This window comes from Ruegeria sp. CDSC085 (assembly GCF_059610465.1).
Map to the genome: position 1 here is coordinate 38,049 of NZ_JBXWNR010000006.1, position 19,797 is coordinate 57,845.

Genomic DNA, 19,797 nt, shown 5'->3' on the forward strand with positions numbered 1-19,797 from the left:
TTCTAGTTATTTGGCAGTAGGATCAAGGCCAGTTCGGGGACCAGCGACACCAATATCCAGACTGACAACAGGGCCACCAAGTAAGGCACCGTGTAGCGCAGCAACCGGAAGTACGGCACCCCCGTCACGCCCGAAGCTACATAAAGGTTAAGCCCATATGGCGGCGTAATAAACCCGATGGATGCCCCGACAAGGAATATCACCGAGAAGTGAATCGGGTCGACTCCGACCGAGGCCGCTATCGGCGCGAGGATCGGGGCCAGGATGATCGTGACCGGAAGGCTTTCCAGCACCATGCCCGAGAAAAAGACAATCACCATCGATGTGAACAGAACCGCATGGTACCCCCCCATGGAGGTCACGAAGTTTCCGATTGTTTCCTGAGCACCAAGCAGCGACAGGATTTGCTGCATCACCACCGAAATTGCGATCAAAGGTGCCAGGATACCCGTAATCTGGGCAGACCTGATAACGATTGAGGGGATCTCAGGAATCGTGAACCCTTCGACCACAAACATTTCGGCGAAACTCTTTTCGGTTGGCGGAATATCGTTCCGGGCCCCCATGATCCGGTTGATAGGGTGGCTGACCAGCCCCGCAATGACACAAAAGCCCACGGTCACACCCGCGGCCTCTGTCGGAGAGAACTTGCCAGTATAAATGCCCCAGAGCACAAGACCGATGGCGAAAAAGCCGAGCCAGGCACCAAAGGCGGTCTTCAGCACCCGGTTCAATTGCAGTGGGATCAGATAGCCCCACCCGTTCATGCGGCAGATGATCCAGCACGCCAGCTGCATCCCGATGACCATCAGCGCACCGGGCAGAATACCGGCGACGAACAATTCGGAAATCGGGAGGTTCATCAGAAAGCCATAGACGATGAAGATGATCGAAGGGGGGATGATGATACCGACCGTGCCGCCCGCAGCAGCGGTCGCTGCGCTGAACCGTTCGTCATAGCCGCCTTTTACCATCTCGGGGTGAAGCATCGACCCGATGGTCGCCGTTGTGGCTGAGTTCGACCCGGAAATCGCCGCGAAAAGCCCGCAGGCACCTAGCGATGCCATTGCCAGTCCACCACGTATCCAGCCCAGGCAGGCATAGGCAAAATCACTGAGCCGTCGCGCGATACCGGATTTGTTGATCAGGTCTCCGGTCAGGATGAACAACGGCATCGCCAACAGGGCGAAGCCCTTGTTGAAGACGTTCAGCAGTTCGGCCCCCATATTGTCCAGTGTCAGACCAAGGACAAAGGAACATCCGATGACCCAGTAGCCGATGACCAGCAGCACCGGCACGCCCAGCATGAAGAGAAAGGTGACCCCCAGCGAGATCAGTGTAACAAGTGTTCCGTCTGTCATCAGTCTGCCCCGATCACGGCCTGCTTGATCAGCGGCTCGCCTGTTTTCCAGTTGTGCAAATCATCCGCGAGGTTTTGAAACACGCGACCGACCATCAAAAAGAATGACAATGGCGCTGCCAGCAGGAACCACCACTGCATGATATTGTCCGTGCCCAGAACGATCTGAAAGTTCGAGGCCGAAAGCGCCACCAGCCGCGAGGTGGTCACGATGACAATCACCGCAAAGATGAACCACAGCACGGCGTCCAGGAACAGGCAGGCCAGTTGCCCGCCACGGGGCATGGCCGTACGGAATTCGCTGAAACTCAGATGCGTTCGTAGTCGCACGTTGTAGGAAGCACCGAACCAAGCCATTACCATAAACAGAAGCGGAGGAATGGTAGTGGACCAGGGTTCTTGATCGTTGAAAACAAACCGGTCGATCACGCCCCAGAAAATGATCAGCGCAATAGCAAGATAAGAGTACACCATGACCGAACGTTCCAGATGACGCTCGATCAACGGGACTTTTCGATAGATCAGCATGACCAGCAAACCCCCGATCGCGGCAACGACCGCACCAACGATCCAAGCGGCGTCGGATTCCAGAGCGATTTGTATCTCAAATGAATCCTGGCTGAGAAAAGCGCTGAAAATTGCGCCAATGTCTGCCCAAAGTGACATGAAGCCCGTCCTCCCAGTCGGTATTGTTTGAACCGGCCCGTTTGGGCCGGTTCTGGCAGTCTAATCAGGCCTCGCCCTTCCACCAGCGGCGCGGCTCGACGTTTTCTGGCAGCGTGTCCGCAGGAATCTCGCGCGCGATGTCGTAGATCTCCTGGTAGGTATCGATGCCACCGGCCCACTTGTTCAGCCGTTCGCGCCACTGCGCCCACGGTTCTGGGTTAAAGTTCGGAGCACACATTTCTTCGGCCAGCTTGATCTGATCATCCGGAAGGAAGGCTGGGCGTACGCCGTTTTCCGCAAATATGGTATGCGGCAGTTGCGGATCCGAGAACCCAACGGTGTTCAGCAGCGCCGCCTCGTTCGCGCCCTGGATCAGAGCTTGCGTGAAGTAGGACGACTCCATCACAGCATCCTGCAACTCGCCGCCCAGCCCGTCGAATACTTTGGCAGACATCGAGGTATGTTCTGTGCCGCAGAAGAACTTCAGGTTCACGGATTGCGAGACCACAGGTGCCATGTTCGCATACGCCACCGCCGAAGCCCAGGTTTCCGCCCCGTCGATTAGACCGGTTTTGAGCGCATCCAGCGTTTCTTCCCATGCTACCGGCACAGGGTTCAGATTCAGCAGTTGCATTGCGATCCGACCCAGCTGCGTGCCCGTCACGCGGTTCTTGGTGCCAAACAACTCTTCAAGCTTGGTCACGGTCGGCTTGTCGGCAAAGGTCGAGCCCATTTGCAGTCCGCGCAGTTCGCAGTGGGTGAACAGGAATTTCAACCCGTGCCGCTTTTCCAGCGGGTCGCGCAGGATGCGCTGGCTGGCCGGGCTGTAGAAGAAATGATACTGCGCCGCACGGCTCGGGAACATGTAGGCATAGTCCAGAACGTTCAGATAAGGCGCACCGCCGGCCGAGTTTTGGGTCGAGGCTGCGTATATATCGACGATTCCCTGCTGCGTTTTCTCAACGCAGCTGAGTTGTCCGCAGATCTGGTTGTCGCCGATGAACTCGATCCGAATCTCACCATCGGTCCTCTCTTCCAGATCGCGCGCGAATTCGATGGCTCCGGCGCGTTCAATCAGAAGGTTGCGGGTGTTGAAGCCCGAAGCACCGAATTTCAACGTGTGCTTTGGTTCTTTAGAAAAGCGTTTTTCGTAAGTGGATTCTGCCGCTTGCGCCAGATTTGCCAGGCTCATCGCCCCGCCAAATCCTCCTGCCGCAAGTAGCGTCGAGCTCATGCCGTAACGACCCGCCACCCGGAAAAAATCCCGCCGCGAAATACCACTCAGTTTTCGACCAATCTCCATTGCTTACCTCCCTGTTCGCAATTATTGAGACGTTTTGTATCAAAAAAGACTAGTATAATTCTTGCATCTTGCATAGAGTTTTTTTCAACGACGTTGGAAGGAGGCGGTCATGGAAGTGGATTATGCGGTAGTTGGCGCGGGGTCTTCGGGTTGTGTCATCGCCAACCGGCTCAGCGCCGACCCCAACACGACCGTCGCGCTGTTGGAGGCCGGCGGCCGCGACACCAACCCCTGGATCCACATCCCGGTTGGCTATTTCAAGACCATGCACAACCCTTCGGTGGACTGGTGTTACAGGACCGAGCCTGATCCCGGTCTGAACGGGCGCTCGATCGACTGGCCGCGCGGGAAAGTGCTGGGCGGCTCATCCTCACTGAACGGTTTGCTCTATGTGCGCGGCCAAAAGGAAGATTATGACCGCTGGCGCCAGATGGGGAATGTCGGTTGGGGTTGGGACGACGTGCTGCCGCTGTTTAAACGCAGCGAAGATCAAGAGCGCGGCGAAGACCCGTATCACGGTGTCGGCGGGCCGCTATCGGTGTCGAACATGCGCATTCAGCGACCGATCTGCGACGCATGGGTCGCGGCAGCACAAGCCGCCGGATACCCTTTCAATCCAGATTACAACGGCGCAGATCAGGAAGGCGTAGGGTACTTTCAGCTGACCACCCGCAATGGCCGCAGGTGCAGTTCAGCCGTGGCGTATTTGAAACCAATTCAAAACAGGCAAAACCTGAAAATCATCACGAACGCACTGGTGACACGCATAAAGCTGGATGGGAAACGGGCGACCGGACTTGTCTATAGGGATCGCGCAGGCAATGAGATAACCCTCAAGGTACGGCGCGAAGTCATCCTGTCCGGCGGTGCAATCAACTCTCCTCAAATTCTGATGTTGTCGGGTATCGGCGACCCAGACCACCTGAAGAAAAACGGGATCGATCCGGTACATGCCTTGCCCAGTGTCGGCAAAAGACTGCAAGATCATTTGCAGGCCCGTCTCGTTTTCAAATGCAATGAGCCCACATTGAATGACGAGGTGCGCAGCCTGATCAATCAGGCCCGCATTGCGCTCAAATACGCGTTGTTCCGCGCAGGTCCGATGACCATGGCAGCCAGCCTTGCAACTGGATTCATGAAAACACGCCCGGACGTGGAAACGCCCGACATTCAGTTCCATGTACAACCATGGTCCGCCGACAGCCCCGGCGAAGGCGTACACCCGTTTTCCGCCTTTACCATGTCCGTGTGCCAGCTGCGGCCGGAAAGCAGGGGTGAACTGCATCTGAACGGCCCGGACCCGTCACAGCATGTAAAGATCATTCCGAACTATCTGTCGACGGAAACGGATTGCCGGACCATCGTCGACGGCGTGAACATCGCCCGCAGAATCGCTCAGCATAATCCGCTGGCATCGAAGATTTCCGAAGAGTTCCGCCCGACATCTCAACTCTCTGCCGACGATTACGAGGGCACTCTGGACTGGGTCAGGTCGAATTCCGTTTCGATCTATCACCCAACGGGGACCTGCGCGATGGGTACGAATGAAACCGCAGTCGTAGATCCTGCGCTAAAGGTTCACGGCATCGAAAACCTGCGGGTCGCGGATTGTTCGATCATGCCCGAAATCGTCAGCGGCAACACAAACGCCCCCGCGATCATGATCGGAGAAAAGGCGAGTGACTTACTTGCCGCCGGAACATAGCGCAGCACGCTCCGTGTCCAAATGCCCAGACAATCCGGGCAACTCGGCTTGCATATCTTCGGGATATTCGGATGATACCATCCCTGCCCTGACTTACCGCGGAGGCGGCGTCAGCCATAGCGCGGACATCCCATAGTTGGAATTCTTCAACTCCTGTTTGGCAATAGCCTGAAGATGAACCTCATCAGGACCATCGGCGTAGCGCAACGCCCGGGCCCAAGTGTAACTGTCGGCCAATGGCGTGTCAGGCGTCATGCCCATTGCGCCAAAGACCTGCATTGCACGGTCCGTAACCGTTGCATGCACCTGGGGCGCTACCACCTTGATCAGAGATATTTCGCGGAACGCCTTTTTCGCGCCCACCTGATCTATCTTCCAGGCCGCCTTCAGGGTCAACAGCCTGGCCTGTTCGATCTCTAACCGGGATTTCGCGATCCATTCGCGGATCACGCCTTGTTCCGAAAGTTGCTTGCCAAAGGTCTTACGTTCCTGGGCGCGCTCCACCATCAAGTTCAGTGCCATTTCCGCCGCCCCGATCGAGCGCATGCAATGATGAATACGCCCCGGCCCAAGCCGGGCCTGAGCCAGTGCAAAACCGCTGCCCTCTTCGCCCAGCAGATTGCCGACCGGGACGCGCACGTCCTTGAAAACCAGTTCAGCATGACCTTCGGGATCGTGCATGTTCAGGATCGTCGGATTGCGCACGATCTCCAAACCGGGCGTATTCTTTGGAACGATGATCATGCTTTGCTGTTTATGGCGATCGGCGTTTGGGTCGGTTTTGCCCATGACGATGAATAGTCTGGTGTTGGGGTGGCAAGCATTGGTGATAAACCACTTGCGGCCATTGATGACGTATTCATCACCCGCGCGCCGGATAGATGTCGTTATGTTGGTCGCGTCCGAACTCGCCACATCCGGCTCGGTCATGGCAAAGGCCGAGCGAATCTTGCCGTTCATCAGCGGCACCAACCACTCTTCGCGCTGCTCGGGCGTGGCGAACATATGCAGCAGTTCCATGTTTCCGGTATCCGGCGCGTTGCAGTTGAACACTTCAGACGACCAGCTCACCTGCCCCATCATTTCTGCCAGGGGCGCGTAATCAAGGTTTCTGAGCCGCGTACCGGGCTCATCATCCCGCAAGGAGGGCAGGAACATGTTCCAAAGCCCCTCGGCGCGGGCCAGCGACTTGAGGTCTTCCATGAACGAAACTGGGAAATTGCCGGCTTCTATTTCCTCTTTATGGTCGCGAATGCGCGGATAGATGTGCGCCTCCATAAAGGCTTTTAGCCGGTCGTGCATTTCTTCGGCGCGTGGCGATGGAGCAAAATCCATAGTGATCCTCTTCAGTGAGTTGCAGCGGCGACTTCGTCGAGCGCCATTTGCGCCAGAGGGGCCACTAGGTCCTTGAACGCCATCGCGTTCTCGTTCGATGCATTCCCCGCCAGCGCACGACTATAAACACCCTGAGCAATCGCAGCCATCCGGAAGAAGGAAAACGCCAGATAGAAGGTCCAGTTTTCAATTTCTGGCAGTTCACGCAGCGAACAATACCGGTCGATCATCTCAGCTTCGGAAGGGATATTCAAAGCAGCCCGATCCAGCCCCTGCAACCCCCGGATCAGACCGGTCGGCGGCAACCGGAGACAGACACAGAAATATCCTAGATCAGCCATCGGGTGGCCCAGCGTCGACAGCTCCCAATCCAGAACGGCAGTGATCTGCGGGGTATCCGAAGCGAAGATAAAATTGTCTATGCGAAAATCGCCGTGGATCAGACTGACCGAACCGTCACCATCAGGCAGATTACGGGCCAGCCAGCTCATAAGCCGCTCCATCTCGGGAAGGTTGTTGGTTTCCGCAGCGCGATACTGTTTGGTCCAGCGGCTATACTGGCGTTCGAAATAATTTCCCGGCTTCCCGAAACCAGACAGACCGATGGCACTTATGTCAACCGAATGCAGCGCAGCCAGAACGCGGATCATTTCGTCAAAAATCGGACGATGGTCCGCCACGTCCAATTCAGGGAGCGCCGGGTTCCAGAAGATCCGCCCCTCCTGGAAGCTCATGACATAGAACATGGAACCGATGACATCCGTGTCCTCACACAGCACGTAAGGTTTGGCAACCGGAACCGCAGTGCCATGAAGTGCCTTGAGAACACGATATTCCCGATCCACTGCATGGGCCGAAGGCAGCAGGTCACCGGGCGGCTTGCGGCGCAGCACGTATTTCGAGCCACCGGCCTTCAGCAGATAGGTTGGGTTCGACTGCCCGCCTGAAAACTTCTGATAGGACAAAGGACCGGCGAAACCTTCGATGTGGCGCCCCAAATATGTCGAAAGCCGCTCGATATCGAGTTCGAGGCCGGATGATGTCATGCACAAATCTCCGTTTTCCGCCGGGATGTCATACAGCTTACCGCCACCAATGACATTTGTGAAATTTACTTGCATGATCGTCAGCATAAATCTGGTGAATGACATGACGACCAAGCTCAATAAGATCGACCTGAATCTTTTTGTTGTTTTTGACGCCATCTATACCGAGCGGAATCTGACCCGCGTTGCCGAACGCCTGTCGATCACACAACCGGCCGTCAGCAACGCCCTGACCCGGTTGCGCAGGGCACTGAACGACCCGCTTTTCGTGAAAACCGGCACGGGGATGCAACCCACAGCCCTGGCAGAGAGCATGTCGGACAGGATCTCTGCCGCTCTCCGCCAGTTGCAAGCCGCATCGGCGTAGGGTGAACGGTTCGACCCGTTTACCAGCAAACGGCTGTTCCGGGTCAGTTTGGTCGACCTTCACAGCCTCATCATCCTGCCCGGGCTTTTGTCCGGGTTTCAAGGCACGGCACCGCAGGTCGAACTCAGCCTCGTGCGCATTCCCCGCCGGGATACGCGCAAGGCGTTGCAGCAGGGCACGATCGACATCGCGTCGGACATTCCGATGCCGGACAGTTCGGATCTGATCAGCCGGACCATCATGAAGGACCGTTACGTCTGTGCCATGCGGCCCGACCACCCGCTGGGTTCGGGCCCATTGACGCTGGAGCGTTATCTTCAGCTGACACATCTGCATGTTTCCTCACGACCTCAGGGGGCAAGTCCGGTCGACATCGTCCTGCGCAAACTGGGTGCGCGGCGCAAACTCGGGCTTCAGATGCAAAGCTATCTGAACATCCGGGACATTCTGCACAAGACAGATATGGTTGCTACGCTGACCGAATGCAGCGCGCGTGAAATGGGGCTGCGCATGTTGAGGTTGCCGGTTGAAGTACCTCCGATCGAACTTCGCCTGTATCGGCATATCCGTTCTGACGGCGACGAAGCAGTACAATGGATGTTCGACCAAATCGCAGGTCGCACTGGCAGACCAAACGATTGGGAACAGCATCAAATGGTCGATCAGAGTAGTGACTGAACCATAAGCAACATGAGTCGGCAGGATATCAGAGGAGCTTGCCTTCCGATCCTCGAATCCGGGAAGTCGAAAACTTCACGTGTTGATCTGACCCTCAGACTTTTTTGGGTAATGCGTCATACGTTGCCTGAAGATAGGCAAAGCCGTATCTTCGATCAGGCTCCAGATGGGTCCCCTCTGCCCACTCGTTCCACGCGTTTATGAAAACGATTTTTTCGTCAGCACTGTATTTTTCCTGCGCAAGAACCTGACGACACAAGTGTTCCGTCCAGCGCCTGTAGGCATCGATTGAGAACCGGCCCATAATCCGTGGAGCATCCTGATTACGCGCGGTATTGTCCCAGGAAAGCGTGGAGGACCGAAACAACTTGTATTCAGGTTCCGGCTTTTGAAGTTCTGCCTCTACCACGGCTTGATAGTCCAGAACGGCTCCCGTGAATTCTGGATTGTGGATCCCCATCTCATCCGTGATGTCGGTGCGCTTTACCTGATGCGGAGGGAACTCCATAGCAGCGTCGAAACCCAGTTTCTCGGGGTCGCCAATATCAAAAGTCTGGGCAGCTATGAGATACAGGTCCGACTCGCCCCAGCTCTGCGCCTCTTTTCGCCATGCTGCGGTTGTTTCCTCGATATTCGGTATGATGTTCGCACGGTAAACGATAAAAACAGGCTTCCCATCTATCCGAATATAGCGCGGATCATCAAAGTATTTACGTATATGGCGGAGAAGGTTCAGGGAATCCTCGATCGAATGGTTCTGCGCGATAAGAACGTCATGCGCCCGCCCGTCCCAGCGGCGCGTCCAGTTTTCATTTGCCCATGTCAGGCAAAAAGGCATGTCAACCTCCGGATTGCCCAACATTTGTTCGAGCGGGTGTTCCATCAGGGTCTTTCCGCCGAACCAATAGTAGTAATAGGAGAAGCCTCCTATCCCGTAAGATTTCGCGATCCGCGCCTGTTCGACCATGATCTCTTGCAACCGCAAGTCGTAGTAGCCCAGATGAATCGGACAGTGAGGCTGGTAATGGCCCGGGTAATTCGGAACGGCCTTTCCGACATTGGTCCATTCAGTAAAGCCTTTACCCCACCATTCATCATTCTCTTTAAATGGGTGAAATTGCGGCAGGTAATGCGCGATCGCCCGTACTGCGGGATCAGCTTTCGCAGGCGGGTCGAAATGTTTGAACTCTTCGGCCTGACCAACGGCTTCAAATCCCTGCCTGTTTGATTGCCCAGGTTTGTCCCAACCCCGTTTGGGGTCTCTTTTCTTGGCTGAATTTCTGAACCGCCTTGCCGTACGTGGCGACAAAGGTGGGCTGAGTTTCGACGCCGCGGTCAGCAAATAGTAAAGCAGGGTATCTTTGACGGACATTCTGTTTCCCGTACTAAGGTGCGTCGTGCCGACTATGACAAAGAAAACCTTTTTTTCTACGCAAAGCACGAGACAGAGTTGCATGACAAGTACTTGGAACTTTCATGCAACTCAATCCAGCGTGGTTTTCTATTTTGTGCGGGCCGCGGACAGCCATTGCTTCAGCAACCGACCGCTGACCGTATCGCGCAAAAGACGGAAAGCCCGTTTGGCCAATGATTTATTGGCACCATATGGAACGGGTTGCGCGTGACCTTGGGTGGCTTCGCGACGGCGCGAGATCTCGGGCACGCCCACATGCGTCCAGTCGGTCAGCTTTGACCCCTGTAGAGCGGCTTTAGTCGCGTGTAAAAACGCGTGCCCATACTCCCGATCCGGTTCAAGATGACATCCTTCCGCCCATTCATTCCATGCATTCACGAAAACGAAACGTTCCTGGTCAGGGAAATCCTGAGCGGTTTTGCGCAAGGCTTGCGAGAGCCAATATTCATAGTTCTGCGGCGTTCCGTTCAAAACAATCATGGCATTTTCTTTCCGCCGGGCAGTGTTGTCCCAGGACGGAAAAACCGATCGATGAACGTTGTTTTCCGGTCCATAGTTGTGACCCAAGTACTGTTCTGCGATCGCGGAAAAGTCGACGCAATGGCCTTGGAAATCGTCGAACAAATCCACCTCTGGCGAGAGGTTGGGCACGTTGATGCTGTGGGGCGGGAATTCCACACCGGAATCAAACCCGTATGACGCGTAGTCCCAGTTACGGTGCGTAAGCGCACAGGCCAGATGTATTTTGGGGATGCCAACAGACGCGCAATAGTCTCGCCAGACCTGAACGGTTTTGCGCGAGTTCTTCAGATGTTGTGGACGATACACAATCAGGAACGGAGCGCCATCTACTGTTATGTAGCGAGGGTCACGAAAAAAAGGCTCGATCGACTTAATGAATTCCAGATCGTCTTCGGGCTTGTACTTCTGCTCAATGAGGATCTCGTGTTCAGCCGCATCCCAGCGGCGCGTCCAGTTCTCATTCGCCCAGCAAAGACAAAACGGCATATCGCTTTCAGGATCCGCAAGCATTTCGTCGACGGGACGTTCGAGCAGTCGCTTTCCGGAAAACCAGTAGTAATGGTAGCAGAATCCATCAATTCCGCTGGCTTTGGCCATTTCAATCTGCTCAAGCCGCGTTTCACGGACCCGCAAGTCATAAAACCCCAGATCTGTAGGAAGATGAGGTTGATAATGCCCGGTGAAAAGAGGCTTGGCTTTTGCGACATTTGTCCACTCGGTGAAGCCCTTGCCCCACCACTCATCGTTTTCCGGGATCGGATGGAACTGAGGTAGGTAGAAGGCAATAGTCCTGATACTGCCAAATTCACGATTGGCGATGCTCGTGGACATTACTTCTTCAACCCCAACATCCGCGCGAGCGATTTTTTTTTCTTCTTGGCCAGTGGGCCCGGATCAACGCGCGAACCTGTGCCTGAGTTAACGGGACCGATCGTTGATTGCAGGTCAACGTCCTCGGACAGAGGCAAACCAGCCATCATGTTGGTCCAATGCTGTCTGGTTTCTTCATCGGGTTGTTCGACGGGTAAACCCATCAGGTAGATATCATTTACCGCGCGTTCTTTGGGGACCGATCTACTCACGACTTGGAACACATGAGAATAGCGATTGCGCTGCAATGCAGCCTGAACATCCTGAGGCAAACGACTCCACCGGTGGCAAAACTCCGTCATCTCTGGCGAACGAACCACAAACTCGGCTTGTTCAATGCTCATACCCTGCGAAGACAGCAGGTGCTGAACATTTTTGATGCCGAAAAACCGGACATGGGTTCGATCCAACAGGCCCCAGTCACGATACTCGAAATCTTCATCGACAAGACAACCAGCAATCGCTGCATGGCCAACATGCGGCAGCGAAAGAATCACCGACCCCGTGTCGTTCAAAAGCGATTTCATGCCTGAAAGAACGCTCCACGGGTCGTAAACGTGTTCCAGAACGTCTGCAGCGATCACGTAATCGAAAACCCCGTCTTTTTCGCGAACGATGTCACTCCATGAATCATCGTTGAGATCCATCGGGTACACCGAACGGGCAAACGGTTTTAGCTTCTCGATCGCCGAAGGGTCGATCTCAAGCGCCACAACATCACATTCCAACGTGCCGGAAAGATGGCGCGTGATCGAACCAGGCCCGGCCCCGATCTCAAGCACCTTGGACCCGGGCTTTACCATGCGCAGCACACGTGCAGGTGCTACATCACTAATCATATCAATGTCGTATTCGTAAGTGTGTCTATCGCTCACTGCAATTCTTCCGTGATGCTTATTTCGTGCTTCAATTCGGCTGCTATATAGTTTGGTCTGGTTCTGCAATCCCCAATACCAAACCGATACATGAGGCTTCAGATGTTATACCCAGATAATACTCAGTTTCGGCGGTTACTGTTGCACAAAACTTCCCCGGCAGCAATGACCCCTCGCCTTGGGCCATTGACAACGAAGATTCTCCGCAACCACTTCCAAAGTAACGCTTTTAGACTGAATTGTGGTTCGAAACCCGTTCACCTCGGAGAGTCGACATACGCGTGACTGTCGAGACGTATTTCGTGGTTTCCTGCCGCATTCCATCAGAGGCATGCTTGAAATAATTGCATAGTTTCCGCAGCTTACCGATATCGCGGAAGGTTGCGGTTTAGGCAGTATGATGTCTGTCAGATGCGCGCTTGGTACAGAGCGCGCACCCTTGCGTCTGCAACCATTTGCAACACTTACGGTGCACCGCATGCGCATTACTCTGGCAAATGGATTGCACCGGGATTCCTATATCGCTTTCAAGGCGTGCTGCTACTTCTTGGTTTCAAACTGACGACAGGCAACAATCTGCTCACTCACCTCATTTGTCGGAAATCGGAAAACCACAAAGACGTACATCGCACTGCTCAGAGCAAAAAGCCCAGCACTTCCCAACGTGTTTTCGCCAACCTGCCACCCTCGTTGATCGGTTTTATGTCCTGGCTTCACCGGTTCAAACCGCTTCAAATACTTCACAGATTGTTGTCGCTGAGCGGACAGGGCCACAGAGTGCACTCTGCAGCCCAGACCTGTCACACTGGAACCGGGGTTGACCCTAACTGTGTTTGAGAGGAAGTAACAATCAGGTCCATTCCACAGAGACGGCAGGCAGGATTGTCACAGATTACGATCATAAGCGTTTGCTACAACAGCACCGGGGTCCTGCCTGAGATGCTGAATTCGATCCCCGAAGGCGTGCCCACGATTCTAGTCGACAATGGGTCGGATGATATTGAAACGGTGCGGCAATTGGCAAAGGCACACGGCGCAACTCTGGTCGAAAACCCTGAAAACATTGGATTTGGCCGCGCCTGCAACCTTGGTGCCGCCAAAGCAACCTCGGACCTGCTTTTGTTTCTGAACCCGGATTCTCAATTGTTGCCCGGAGCGTTAGACGCTCTACAAGAGGGGGCCGACTATCATCCGGATGCGTCAGCATTTAATCCTGCTATTCTCGACCGGAAGGGGGCACCTCGTTTCAGGCGCTACAGTGTGATCATTCCCCGAAATGAGACCCTGCCCAGGAAAACAGCCAATTCCGACTTTGAATTGCCAGTCCTCGTCGGCGCCGCGTTTCTGGTCCGCCGCGAAGCATTCGAAGCGGTTGGCGGGTTTGATCCCGAAATCTTTCTGTATCATGAAGACGATGACCTGAGCCTGCGGCTCAAGGCTGCCTGCGGTCCACTGTACTATATTCACAACGCTCAGATGCGCCATGCCAGAGGCAAGTCTTCTCCAGGAAGCCCAGCCATCGCTGGCCTGAAAGGCTGGTATATGGGGCAATCGAGAGTTTATGTCGCCCGCAAACATGCAGTCCCGATGGCTTTTGGTCGAGCCCTGGCATCGGCGCTTCTGCAAATGCTGTCACCGGTTGTGTTGTTCTCAGCGAGAAAACGCGCCAAACAATGGGCCTTCTTGCGCGGCGTTTGGCATGGCCGAAATGCCCGACCTGCCCCGTTCAGACCTTGATTACAAAGCGTGAAGCAGTTTGCGGCCTGGGCACAATCCAGTCTGAACACGTAACCGTGAGACAGTTCCCGGCCTAGCTCAAAAGCCCCTTCAGATAGGTGCCGTACGTGGACTTGGCGAACAGGCGCGCGCGCGTATCAAGAGCCTCGTCGTCGATCCAGCCATTCGCCCAGGCAATTTCATCCAGGCTGCCGGTCTGCATACCCTGACGTTCCGTGATCGTGCGCACGAAGTTTCCCGCATCCAGCAAAGACCCGTGTGTGCCGGTATCCAGCCAGGCAAAACCGCGCCCCATGGTCTGCACATCCAGCAAACCTTCGTCCAGATACATCTCCAACAGCGACGTGATTTCCAGCTCGCCGCGATCTGACGGTTTGACCTCAAGCGCGCGGGCCGGAGCATCGCCATCCAGAAAATAAAGACCCGTCACCGCGTAGTTCGACGGAGGTACCTTTGGTTTTTCGACGATCGCGCGGGCTTTGTTTCCTTCGAAATCCACAACGCCGTAGCGTTCGGGATCAGCGACCCGATACGCAAAAACCGTACCGCCGCGCTCCAGTTGATCCGCCTCGAGCAGCAGGTCCGGAAGGCCATGTCCGAAGAAAATGTTATCACCCAGAATCAACGCAGACGGGGCACCATCCAGAAAATCCTCGGCCAGTGTATAAGCCTGCGCCAGACCATCAGGAGACGGTTGCACAATCCAGGTCAAGGACAACCCGTATTGACTGCCATCCCCCAACAGGCGCTGAAACTGATCCTGATCCTGAGGGGTGGTGATGATCGCGATTTCGCGGATCTGCGACAGCATCAAAACACTCAGAGGGTAAAAGATCATCGGCTTGTCGTAGATCGGCAGCAACTGCTTCGATATCGCCATGGTAATCGGGTAAAGCCGGGTTCCGGACCCACCGGCAAGAATAATGCCTTTGCGCTGCATAATCTGTCCTTTCAAGGTTCAGCTGGTCGCTGACTTCAACTCGCTCAATATCTCGGCCAGTCCAGCTTTCCAGTCGGGCCTGTGAATTCCGAACACATTTTCAAGCCGCGAACAGTCCATACGTGAGTTCAGCGGCCTGGGCGCAGGCGTTGGGTACGCTTCGGTTGGAATATCTTCGATCTGAACCGACAAGCCGGATTGAGAAACAATTTCACGGGCGAAATCCGCCCAGCTGGCATCGGGTGCACCGGAATAGTGGAACACACCGCCTTTGGCTTCGAGGCCGGCCTTGGCCATTTCAAGCAAGGTGTCGGCAATGTCGGCAGCAGGTGTTGGCCCACCGATCTGATCTGCGACAATGGTCAGCTTGTCACGGGTCTCTGCCAGTCGGATAATGGTCTTTACAAAGTTCTTTCCGTGGGCCGAAAAAACCCAGCTTGTGCGCAAAATGGCGTGCTGTCCACCAGCCGCTGCAATCTGGCGTTCGCCGTCCAGTTTGGTTTGACCATAGGCTCCCAACGGCCCGGTCAGATTATCGGTGCTCCAGGGGGTCGTTCCAGAACCGTCAAAAACGTAGTCTGTGGAAATATGCAGAAAGGGCAGGTCTCGGGCCGCGGCGGCATGCGCCATTGCTCCGGGTGAATCTCCGTTGATCCGCTTCGCCAGCTCTCTTTCTTCTTCGGCCTGGTCTACGGCAGTATACGCTGCTGCATTGATGATCACGTCCGCATCCGTGTTCCGGATGGCTTCTGCACATTGCGTCGGATCCGACAAATCGGCCGCGGCGCGATCCAGGGATTCAACCAAGACATCATGTGCCTGTCCGCGACGTCGCAACTCGGTCGCCACCTGCCCCCCGTGGCCGAATACCAGCGCCTTCATTTGGCAACACCCAGTCGCTCACCCACACCGCTGCGGGCCTGCAGGGCGTTTAACCACGCGCTGTTGTCCAGATACCACTGGACTGTCTGTTCCAGACCAGTTTCAGGCGTATAGGAAGGGCGCCAGTTCAGTTCCGTGCGAATCCGGGTCGGGTCAATAGCATAGCGCTGATCGTGACCGGGGCGATCAGCGACGAACGTGATCAAATCCGCATATGGAGTTTCACCCGGCTTGAGGCGATCCAGAATTGCGCATAGCATTCTGACAAGATCAAGATTGGTCATCTCATTCTCGCCACCGATGTTGTAGCTGCGGCCCAGTTCGCCCTTTTCGAGAACCAGCAACAGGGCTTCGGCATGGTCGTCGACGTGCAGCCAGTCGCGAATATTGTCACCTTTCCCGTAAATCGGGATCGGTTTGCCTGCCAGCGCGCTGAGGATGACCACGGGGATCAGCTTTTCCGGGAACTGGTAAGGGCCGTAATTATTGGAGCAATTGGTAAGAACCACTGGCAGGCCGTATGTTTCACGCCACGCCCGCACGAGATGATCCGATCCCGCTTTCGAGGCCGAATAAGGTGAGTTCGGCTGGTATGGGCTGTCTTCGGTGAAAAACCCAGTTTCACCCAAGGATCCAAAGACTTCATCGGTTGAAATATGATGAAACCGAAAATGCTCGGGTCGGCCTGCACCCACCCAATAGGTGCGTGCGGCTTCCAACAATACATAAGTACCGGTCAGGTTCGTGTCGATGAACGCTGCCGGGCCATCGATCGAACGGTCAACATGGCTTTCAGCGGCCAGATGCATGATCGCGTCGGGCTGGTGCGTGTTCAGAATTGCCGACATCGCGGCCGCATCCCGGATATCCGCATGTTCAAAAACGTATTCCGGCACATCCGCGACAGCGGCAACATTGTCCAGACAGGCCGCGTAGGTCAGGGCATCGACATTGACGACCGAATGCCCATCGGCAATCGCGCGACGGATAACGGCAGAGCCGATAAAGCCCGCCCCGCCCGTAACCAGAATTTTCATTGTGTGCCCTCGAATACGAAAGGTGATTCAATTTCGCGCAGAAGTGGTGCGATCCGATCTTTCTCGGACAGCTGGGGTTCTGAATTGTTCTGTGGCCATTTAATGCCGATATCGAGATCGTCCCAACGAACCGCACCTTCAGTTTCCGGCGCGTAGGTATCAGAGCACTTGTAGACGATTTCGGTCTCCGGCTCCAACGTCACAAACCCATGCGCGAATCCCACCGGAACCAACAGCATCCGCCCATTCTCGAAACTCAGTTCTTCACCGACCCAGTGACCATAGGTGGGCGAGCCTTTGCGGATATCGACCGCGACATCAAACAGCCGCCCACGACCGCAGCGCACCAGTTTAGCCTGCGCCTTTGGCGGAGCTTGAAAATGCAGTCCGCGTACCGTGTTCACCGTGCTCGAAAGGGAATGATTGTCCTGAACGAATTGCGTATGAATCCCTTGTGCCGCAAAGCCGTCGGCATTGTAGGTTTCCTCAAAGAACCCGCGATGATCGCCAAAACGCTTCGGGGTAATCAGTTTCACTTCCGGAATGGAAAGCGCCAATATTTCCATTGTTACTAGTTTTCATCTCTGTGTTGAAGTCTCGGCCTGCTATGTCACATTTGCTCCACCAACGCCAAGACCTATGTTGTCCGATCAGCAATTTGAGCGGCTTATCGGTTCTAAAGGTCAGGCGATTATCACAGGCAAATTGCGATTCTGGTAGAATCCATTGAAAATACTGGGCCATCTCCACATGAAAACACAGGGATGGAACAGATAACGAAGCCGCAGGCGCGACAACGCTTGGGCCAAAACCAAAAGCACCACGATGTGGTATGGCATTCGAGCGCTGAGCCTGGGACGTGTCAATTTGGCCGTAAAAGCCAGCCAGTGCCATCCCGTTTTTAGAGTTACAAACCTTGCTTCACCCGAGACGTCACTCGACGTTCAGGTCGCTTCGAGATTACCCAATAAGATAGACGTCATGTCCGCGTTGATAACCCCATCCAAGGCCACAACATCGATACCCGTTTGATAGGCTACATTGTCCTTGGTTATTCCGGAAAGGTCCGCGTTTTCATCCAGAAATACCCATTCAGGGTCATGGGCCGTGGGTTGTCCGACCGCGACTTGCAAAATTGCAAGCGCATCCAGAGCGTTCACGGTGCCATCCCTGTTGACGTCTGCGGCTATCAGGTTTTCCGCGGTCGCTGGACCCCATGTCGGATCAAGACCAACCGAGATACGCAACACTTGCAAAGCGTCCAGCGCGTCAATCTTCCCGCTTGCCGTGGAATAGTGTTTGGTGATGTCCAGCACTCCGGGAAAGGTGCCATCCGGCAATTCCAGTTCGAACCGCCCCTGATCATCTGCGGTAGCGGATACCGTACCCCCGCCGTCTGGCGTGAACCGGATTTCCGCGTCCGTCAGCCCCGGATTTGCGGCCTCGCTGTCCACCGTAATCTGCCCGACCAATCCATCAGAGCTGCCCGGTGTCTGCCCGCCCAGGTCCCCGAAATCTACCGGGATGTGATCCGGTCCGGCGAAGCCTGCGCCAAAGATATCCGTGCTTGTCAAAGTGCCGCCCGAGGCGGATTGGACCTGCACGGTCTCGCCACGATATTCGATCTGAGCACCGTTTGCCGTGCTGGTAAAGGTCAGTTGCTGAGGCGACCGCAACAGAAGGTAGTCGAACATATCCAGTCGATCCAGGCCCGCCTGAAAATCGGTTATTGTGGTCAGACCACTACCGGACTGCATCACGAAGATGTCGGCCCCTGCACCACCCGACATCGTCGTCGCACCCTTCCCCGCGATGAGAATGTCGTCTCCGGCGCCTCCCAGTAGGGTCGTGTCCAGAATACTGCCGCTCAGGATATCGTCCGACGCACTCCCGTTCACCGTACCGAACCCTTTTCTTACCGCACCCAGATCATCAACCGGAACAGTCAGGACAGTCACTCCGGCATCCTGTTGCGATGTTACGAAAATTTGCAACTCATCACCCACATGCGCAACGCTAATCGATTCGACATTCTGCAACCCACTCGCCACCGTGTCCGCGAAACTGTCCAGATGAACCAGTTGACCTTCGAGTGTCAGAGTGAACAGAGACAGGCCATCATCGCCGCCGCCTGCAACCACAAAGACCCGCCCGTTCACGTCTATGACCGCCAGATCCTGAACCGATTCAAACCGCGTATGAAGCGTATCAAGCACATGGTCCGTCGCCTTCAAACTTCCATCGCTGTTCAATTGAAGAACACTGAGAGAGTTGCTGCCGGACCCCGCCACCACAACCCAGGATTTACCGTATGCCTCTACGGTCTCGACATCCGTTGGGGTTGAAACACCAAGGGTTCCGAGTGCCGAATCATTGTTGATCTCGGTTAACGTGCCGGTGCCGGAGTCGATGCGGTACGTCGCGACAGAGTTTGTTGCCGCGTCACTTGAGATCAGAAAATGTTCCGAACCCGACCGCAATGTCTGCATGGCATCCGCTGTGCCGGCAATCAAACCCGCAAGACTGAGCGTCCCGTTCGCGTTCACATGATAGGTTCCGATATTGTCGGTATCCGCATGCGCCATCGCAAGGACATCCAAAGACCCAAGTGAAAACTGCTCGATGGCCGAGATATCTCCGCCTCCGTTGAGCGTTCCTGTTTCTTTCAGGCTACCGATCGTTCCGTCCGCGTTCACGTCATACCCGACCAGGCCCGCGGCAGTGTTGATATCGAGCGCAATCTGCTCGGTTCCCGCCAGCGTTATCGGCGTGGCACTGCGCCCCACCTGGAAGGTGATCGAACCGCTGTAATATTCTGTGTCAACCAGCTGCGGCAGGGCACCTTCGGCCAACCGCCAGACTGCGACGCCGCCACCCGGACCGGTCACCGCGTAGAGATACGTATTCCCGTTAAGCGTTTTTAAAGCCGTATCGCCGATACCTGAATCGAGCGCCGTGCTCCCTGTTGCCACTACACTTTCGAACTGAAGCATCACAGCCATCACCTCACACGCCACCCCTGGCAGTTACGGCAAGATGACCAGATGAGCAGACCGAAAC

The 19,797-nt window shown here is 55.3% G+C and carries 17 protein-coding genes; 4 read left to right on the plus strand and 13 right to left on the minus strand.

Translation table 11 applies throughout. The features are described from left to right. Nucleotides 1–2 precede the first annotated feature (2 nt). The 3 genes from AC2FJB_RS10870 to AC2FJB_RS10880 form a co-directional block, all read right to left on the minus strand. A complete protein-coding gene (locus AC2FJB_RS10870) occupies nt 3–1,361 on the minus strand; it encodes a TRAP transporter large permease (RefSeq protein ID WP_496672895.1) in 1,359 nt (452 codons plus the stop codon). Further along, nucleotides 1,361–2,026 (minus strand): TRAP transporter small permease, encoded by a 666-nt coding sequence (locus AC2FJB_RS10875; protein WP_117873672.1) that lies wholly within the window; start codon nt 2,024–2,026, stop codon nt 1,361–1,363. The genes AC2FJB_RS10870 and AC2FJB_RS10875 overlap by 1 nt, the downstream gene beginning before the upstream one ends. A 64-nt stretch (nt 2,027–2,090) precedes the next feature. Continuing rightward, nucleotides 2,091–3,329 (minus strand): TRAP transporter substrate-binding protein, encoded by a 1,239-nt coding sequence (locus AC2FJB_RS10880; RefSeq protein ID WP_117873674.1) that lies wholly within the window; start codon nt 3,327–3,329, stop codon nt 2,091–2,093. A gap of 109 nt (nt 3,330–3,438) precedes the next feature. Between AC2FJB_RS10880 and AC2FJB_RS10885 the strand changes: the two genes are divergently transcribed. Further along, nucleotides 3,439–5,034 carry a GMC family oxidoreductase gene (locus AC2FJB_RS10885; RefSeq protein ID WP_496718460.1) on the plus strand — a complete coding sequence of 532 codons (1,596 nt, stop codon included), beginning with the start codon at nt 3,439–3,441 and terminating at the stop codon, nt 5,032–5,034. A 93-nt stretch (nt 5,035–5,127) separates the two neighbouring features. On the opposite strand, the gene AC2FJB_RS10890 is transcribed toward AC2FJB_RS10885, so the two are convergent. Both AC2FJB_RS10890 and AC2FJB_RS10895 read right to left on the minus strand, forming a co-directional pair. Beyond that, complete coding sequence (locus tag AC2FJB_RS10890) at nt 5,128–6,369, minus strand: acyl-CoA dehydrogenase family protein (RefSeq protein ID WP_496683843.1); 1,242 nt, start codon at nt 6,367–6,369, stop codon at nt 5,128–5,130. A gap of 11 nt (nt 6,370–6,380) precedes the next feature. Further along, the gene (locus AC2FJB_RS10895; RefSeq protein ID WP_496818304.1) at nt 6,381–7,520 is read right to left on the minus strand and encodes a phosphotransferase family protein; all 1,140 of its coding nucleotides are present in this window, start codon (nt 7,518–7,520) and stop codon (nt 6,381–6,383) included. Between AC2FJB_RS10895 and AC2FJB_RS10900 the strand changes: the two genes are divergently transcribed. Together AC2FJB_RS10900 and AC2FJB_RS10905 are read left to right on the plus strand one after the other, a co-directional pair. Further along, entirely contained in the window at nt 7,519–7,782 is a 264-nt protein-coding gene (locus AC2FJB_RS10900; RefSeq protein WP_496818306.1) for a LysR family transcriptional regulator, read from the plus strand. The two genes, AC2FJB_RS10895 and AC2FJB_RS10900, sit on opposite strands and share 2 nt — an antisense overlap. A 33-nt stretch (nt 7,783–7,815) precedes the next feature. Next, a complete protein-coding gene (locus AC2FJB_RS10905; RefSeq protein WP_496718494.1) occupies nt 7,816–8,460 on the plus strand; it encodes a LysR substrate-binding domain-containing protein in 645 nt (214 codons plus the stop codon). 94 nt (nt 8,461–8,554) lie between these two features. Here the strand turns inward: AC2FJB_RS10905 and AC2FJB_RS10910 are convergent, their stop codons facing one another. The 3 genes from AC2FJB_RS10910 to AC2FJB_RS10920 form a co-directional block, all read right to left on the minus strand. Next, nucleotides 8,555–9,832, minus strand: coding sequence for a glycosyltransferase WbsX family protein (locus tag AC2FJB_RS10910; protein WP_496718457.1), 1,278 nt, complete (start codon nt 9,830–9,832; stop codon nt 8,555–8,557). 129 nt (nt 9,833–9,961) lie between these two features. Continuing rightward, complete coding sequence (locus AC2FJB_RS10915; RefSeq protein ID WP_496718456.1) at nt 9,962–11,227, minus strand: glycosyltransferase WbsX family protein; 1,266 nt, start codon at nt 11,225–11,227, stop codon at nt 9,962–9,964. After that, nucleotides 11,227–12,141, minus strand: a complete 915-nt coding sequence (locus AC2FJB_RS10920) for a class I SAM-dependent methyltransferase (protein WP_496718455.1) — start codon at nt 12,139–12,141, stop codon at nt 11,227–11,229. The genes AC2FJB_RS10915 and AC2FJB_RS10920 overlap by 1 nt, the downstream gene beginning before the upstream one ends. Before the next feature lie 882 nt (nt 12,142–13,023). Between AC2FJB_RS10920 and AC2FJB_RS10925 the strand changes: the two genes are divergently transcribed. Continuing rightward, nucleotides 13,024–13,878, plus strand: a complete 855-nt coding sequence (locus AC2FJB_RS10925; RefSeq protein ID WP_496718454.1) for a glycosyltransferase family 2 protein — start codon at nt 13,024–13,026, stop codon at nt 13,876–13,878. A 73-nt stretch (nt 13,879–13,951) separates the two neighbouring features. On the opposite strand, the gene rfbA is transcribed toward AC2FJB_RS10925, so the two are convergent. The 5 genes from rfbA to AC2FJB_RS10950 all read right to left on the minus strand — a co-directional run bounded on the left by rfbA (nt 13,952) and on the right by AC2FJB_RS10950 (nt 19,730). Continuing rightward, a complete protein-coding gene (gene rfbA / locus AC2FJB_RS10930) occupies nt 13,952–14,818 on the minus strand; it encodes a glucose-1-phosphate thymidylyltransferase RfbA (protein WP_117873695.1) in 867 nt (288 codons plus the stop codon). A gap of 18 nt (nt 14,819–14,836) precedes the next feature. Next, nucleotides 14,837–15,700 (minus strand): dTDP-4-dehydrorhamnose reductase, encoded by an 864-nt coding sequence (gene rfbD, locus AC2FJB_RS10935; RefSeq protein WP_496718453.1) that lies wholly within the window; start codon nt 15,698–15,700, stop codon nt 14,837–14,839. After that, on the minus strand, nt 15,697–16,737 hold the full coding sequence (gene rfbB / locus AC2FJB_RS10940; protein WP_496672864.1) for a dTDP-glucose 4,6-dehydratase: 1,041 nt from the start codon (nt 16,735–16,737) through the stop codon (nt 15,697–15,699). The genes rfbD and rfbB overlap by 4 nt, the downstream gene beginning before the upstream one ends. Next, complete coding sequence (gene rfbC / locus AC2FJB_RS10945) at nt 16,734–17,303, minus strand: dTDP-4-dehydrorhamnose 3,5-epimerase (RefSeq protein ID WP_496718452.1); 570 nt, start codon at nt 17,301–17,303, stop codon at nt 16,734–16,736. Before rfbC ends, rfbB begins: the two co-directional genes overlap by 4 nt. A gap of 378 nt (nt 17,304–17,681) precedes the next feature. Beyond that, the gene (locus AC2FJB_RS10950) at nt 17,682–19,730 is read right to left on the minus strand and encodes a dockerin type I domain-containing protein (RefSeq protein WP_496718451.1); all 2,049 of its coding nucleotides are present in this window, start codon (nt 19,728–19,730) and stop codon (nt 17,682–17,684) included. Nucleotides 19,731–19,797: the final 67 nt, after the last annotated feature.

What these genes read in the sequence shown, in the direction of transcription:
- AC2FJB_RS10870 (WP_496672895.1), bottom strand. Translation starts at nt 1,361, where the DNA reads ATGACAGACGGAACACTTGTTACACTGATCTCGCTGGGGGTCACCTTT.
- AC2FJB_RS10875 (WP_117873672.1), bottom strand. Translation starts at nt 2,026, where the DNA reads ATGTCACTTTGGGCAGACATTGGCGCAATTTTCAGCGCTTTTCTCAGC.
- AC2FJB_RS10880 (WP_117873674.1), bottom strand. Translation starts at nt 3,329, where the DNA reads ATGGAGATTGGTCGAAAACTGAGTGGTATTTCGCGGCGGGATTTTTTC.
- AC2FJB_RS10885 (WP_496718460.1), top strand. Translation starts at nt 3,439, where the DNA reads ATGGAAGTGGATTATGCGGTAGTTGGCGCGGGGTCTTCGGGTTGTGTC.
- AC2FJB_RS10890 (WP_496683843.1), bottom strand. Translation starts at nt 6,369, where the DNA reads ATGGATTTTGCTCCATCGCCACGCGCCGAAGAAATGCACGACCGGCTA.
- AC2FJB_RS10900 (WP_496818306.1), top strand. Translation starts at nt 7,519, where the DNA reads ATGACGACCAAGCTCAATAAGATCGACCTGAATCTTTTTGTTGTTTTT.
- AC2FJB_RS10895 (WP_496818304.1), bottom strand. Translation starts at nt 7,520, where the DNA reads ATGTCATTCACCAGATTTATGCTGACGATCATGCAAGTAAATTTCACA.
- AC2FJB_RS10910 (WP_496718457.1), bottom strand. Translation starts at nt 9,832, where the DNA reads ATGTCCGTCAAAGATACCCTGCTTTACTATTTGCTGACCGCGGCGTCG.
- AC2FJB_RS10915 (WP_496718456.1), bottom strand. Translation starts at nt 11,227, where the DNA reads ATGTCCACGAGCATCGCCAATCGTGAATTTGGCAGTATCAGGACTATT.
- rfbA (WP_117873695.1), bottom strand. Translation starts at nt 14,818, where the DNA reads ATGCAGCGCAAAGGCATTATTCTTGCCGGTGGGTCCGGAACCCGGCTT.
- rfbD (WP_496718453.1), bottom strand. Translation starts at nt 15,700, where the DNA reads ATGAAGGCGCTGGTATTCGGCCACGGGGGGCAGGTGGCGACCGAGTTG.
- rfbB (WP_496672864.1), bottom strand. Translation starts at nt 16,737, where the DNA reads ATGAAAATTCTGGTTACGGGCGGGGCGGGCTTTATCGGCTCTGCCGTT.
- rfbC (WP_496718452.1), bottom strand. Translation starts at nt 17,303, where the DNA reads ATGGAAATATTGGCGCTTTCCATTCCGGAAGTGAAACTGATTACCCCG.
- AC2FJB_RS10950 (WP_496718451.1), bottom strand. Translation starts at nt 19,730, where the DNA reads ATGCTTCAGTTCGAAAGTGTAGTGGCAACAGGGAGCACGGCGCTCGAT.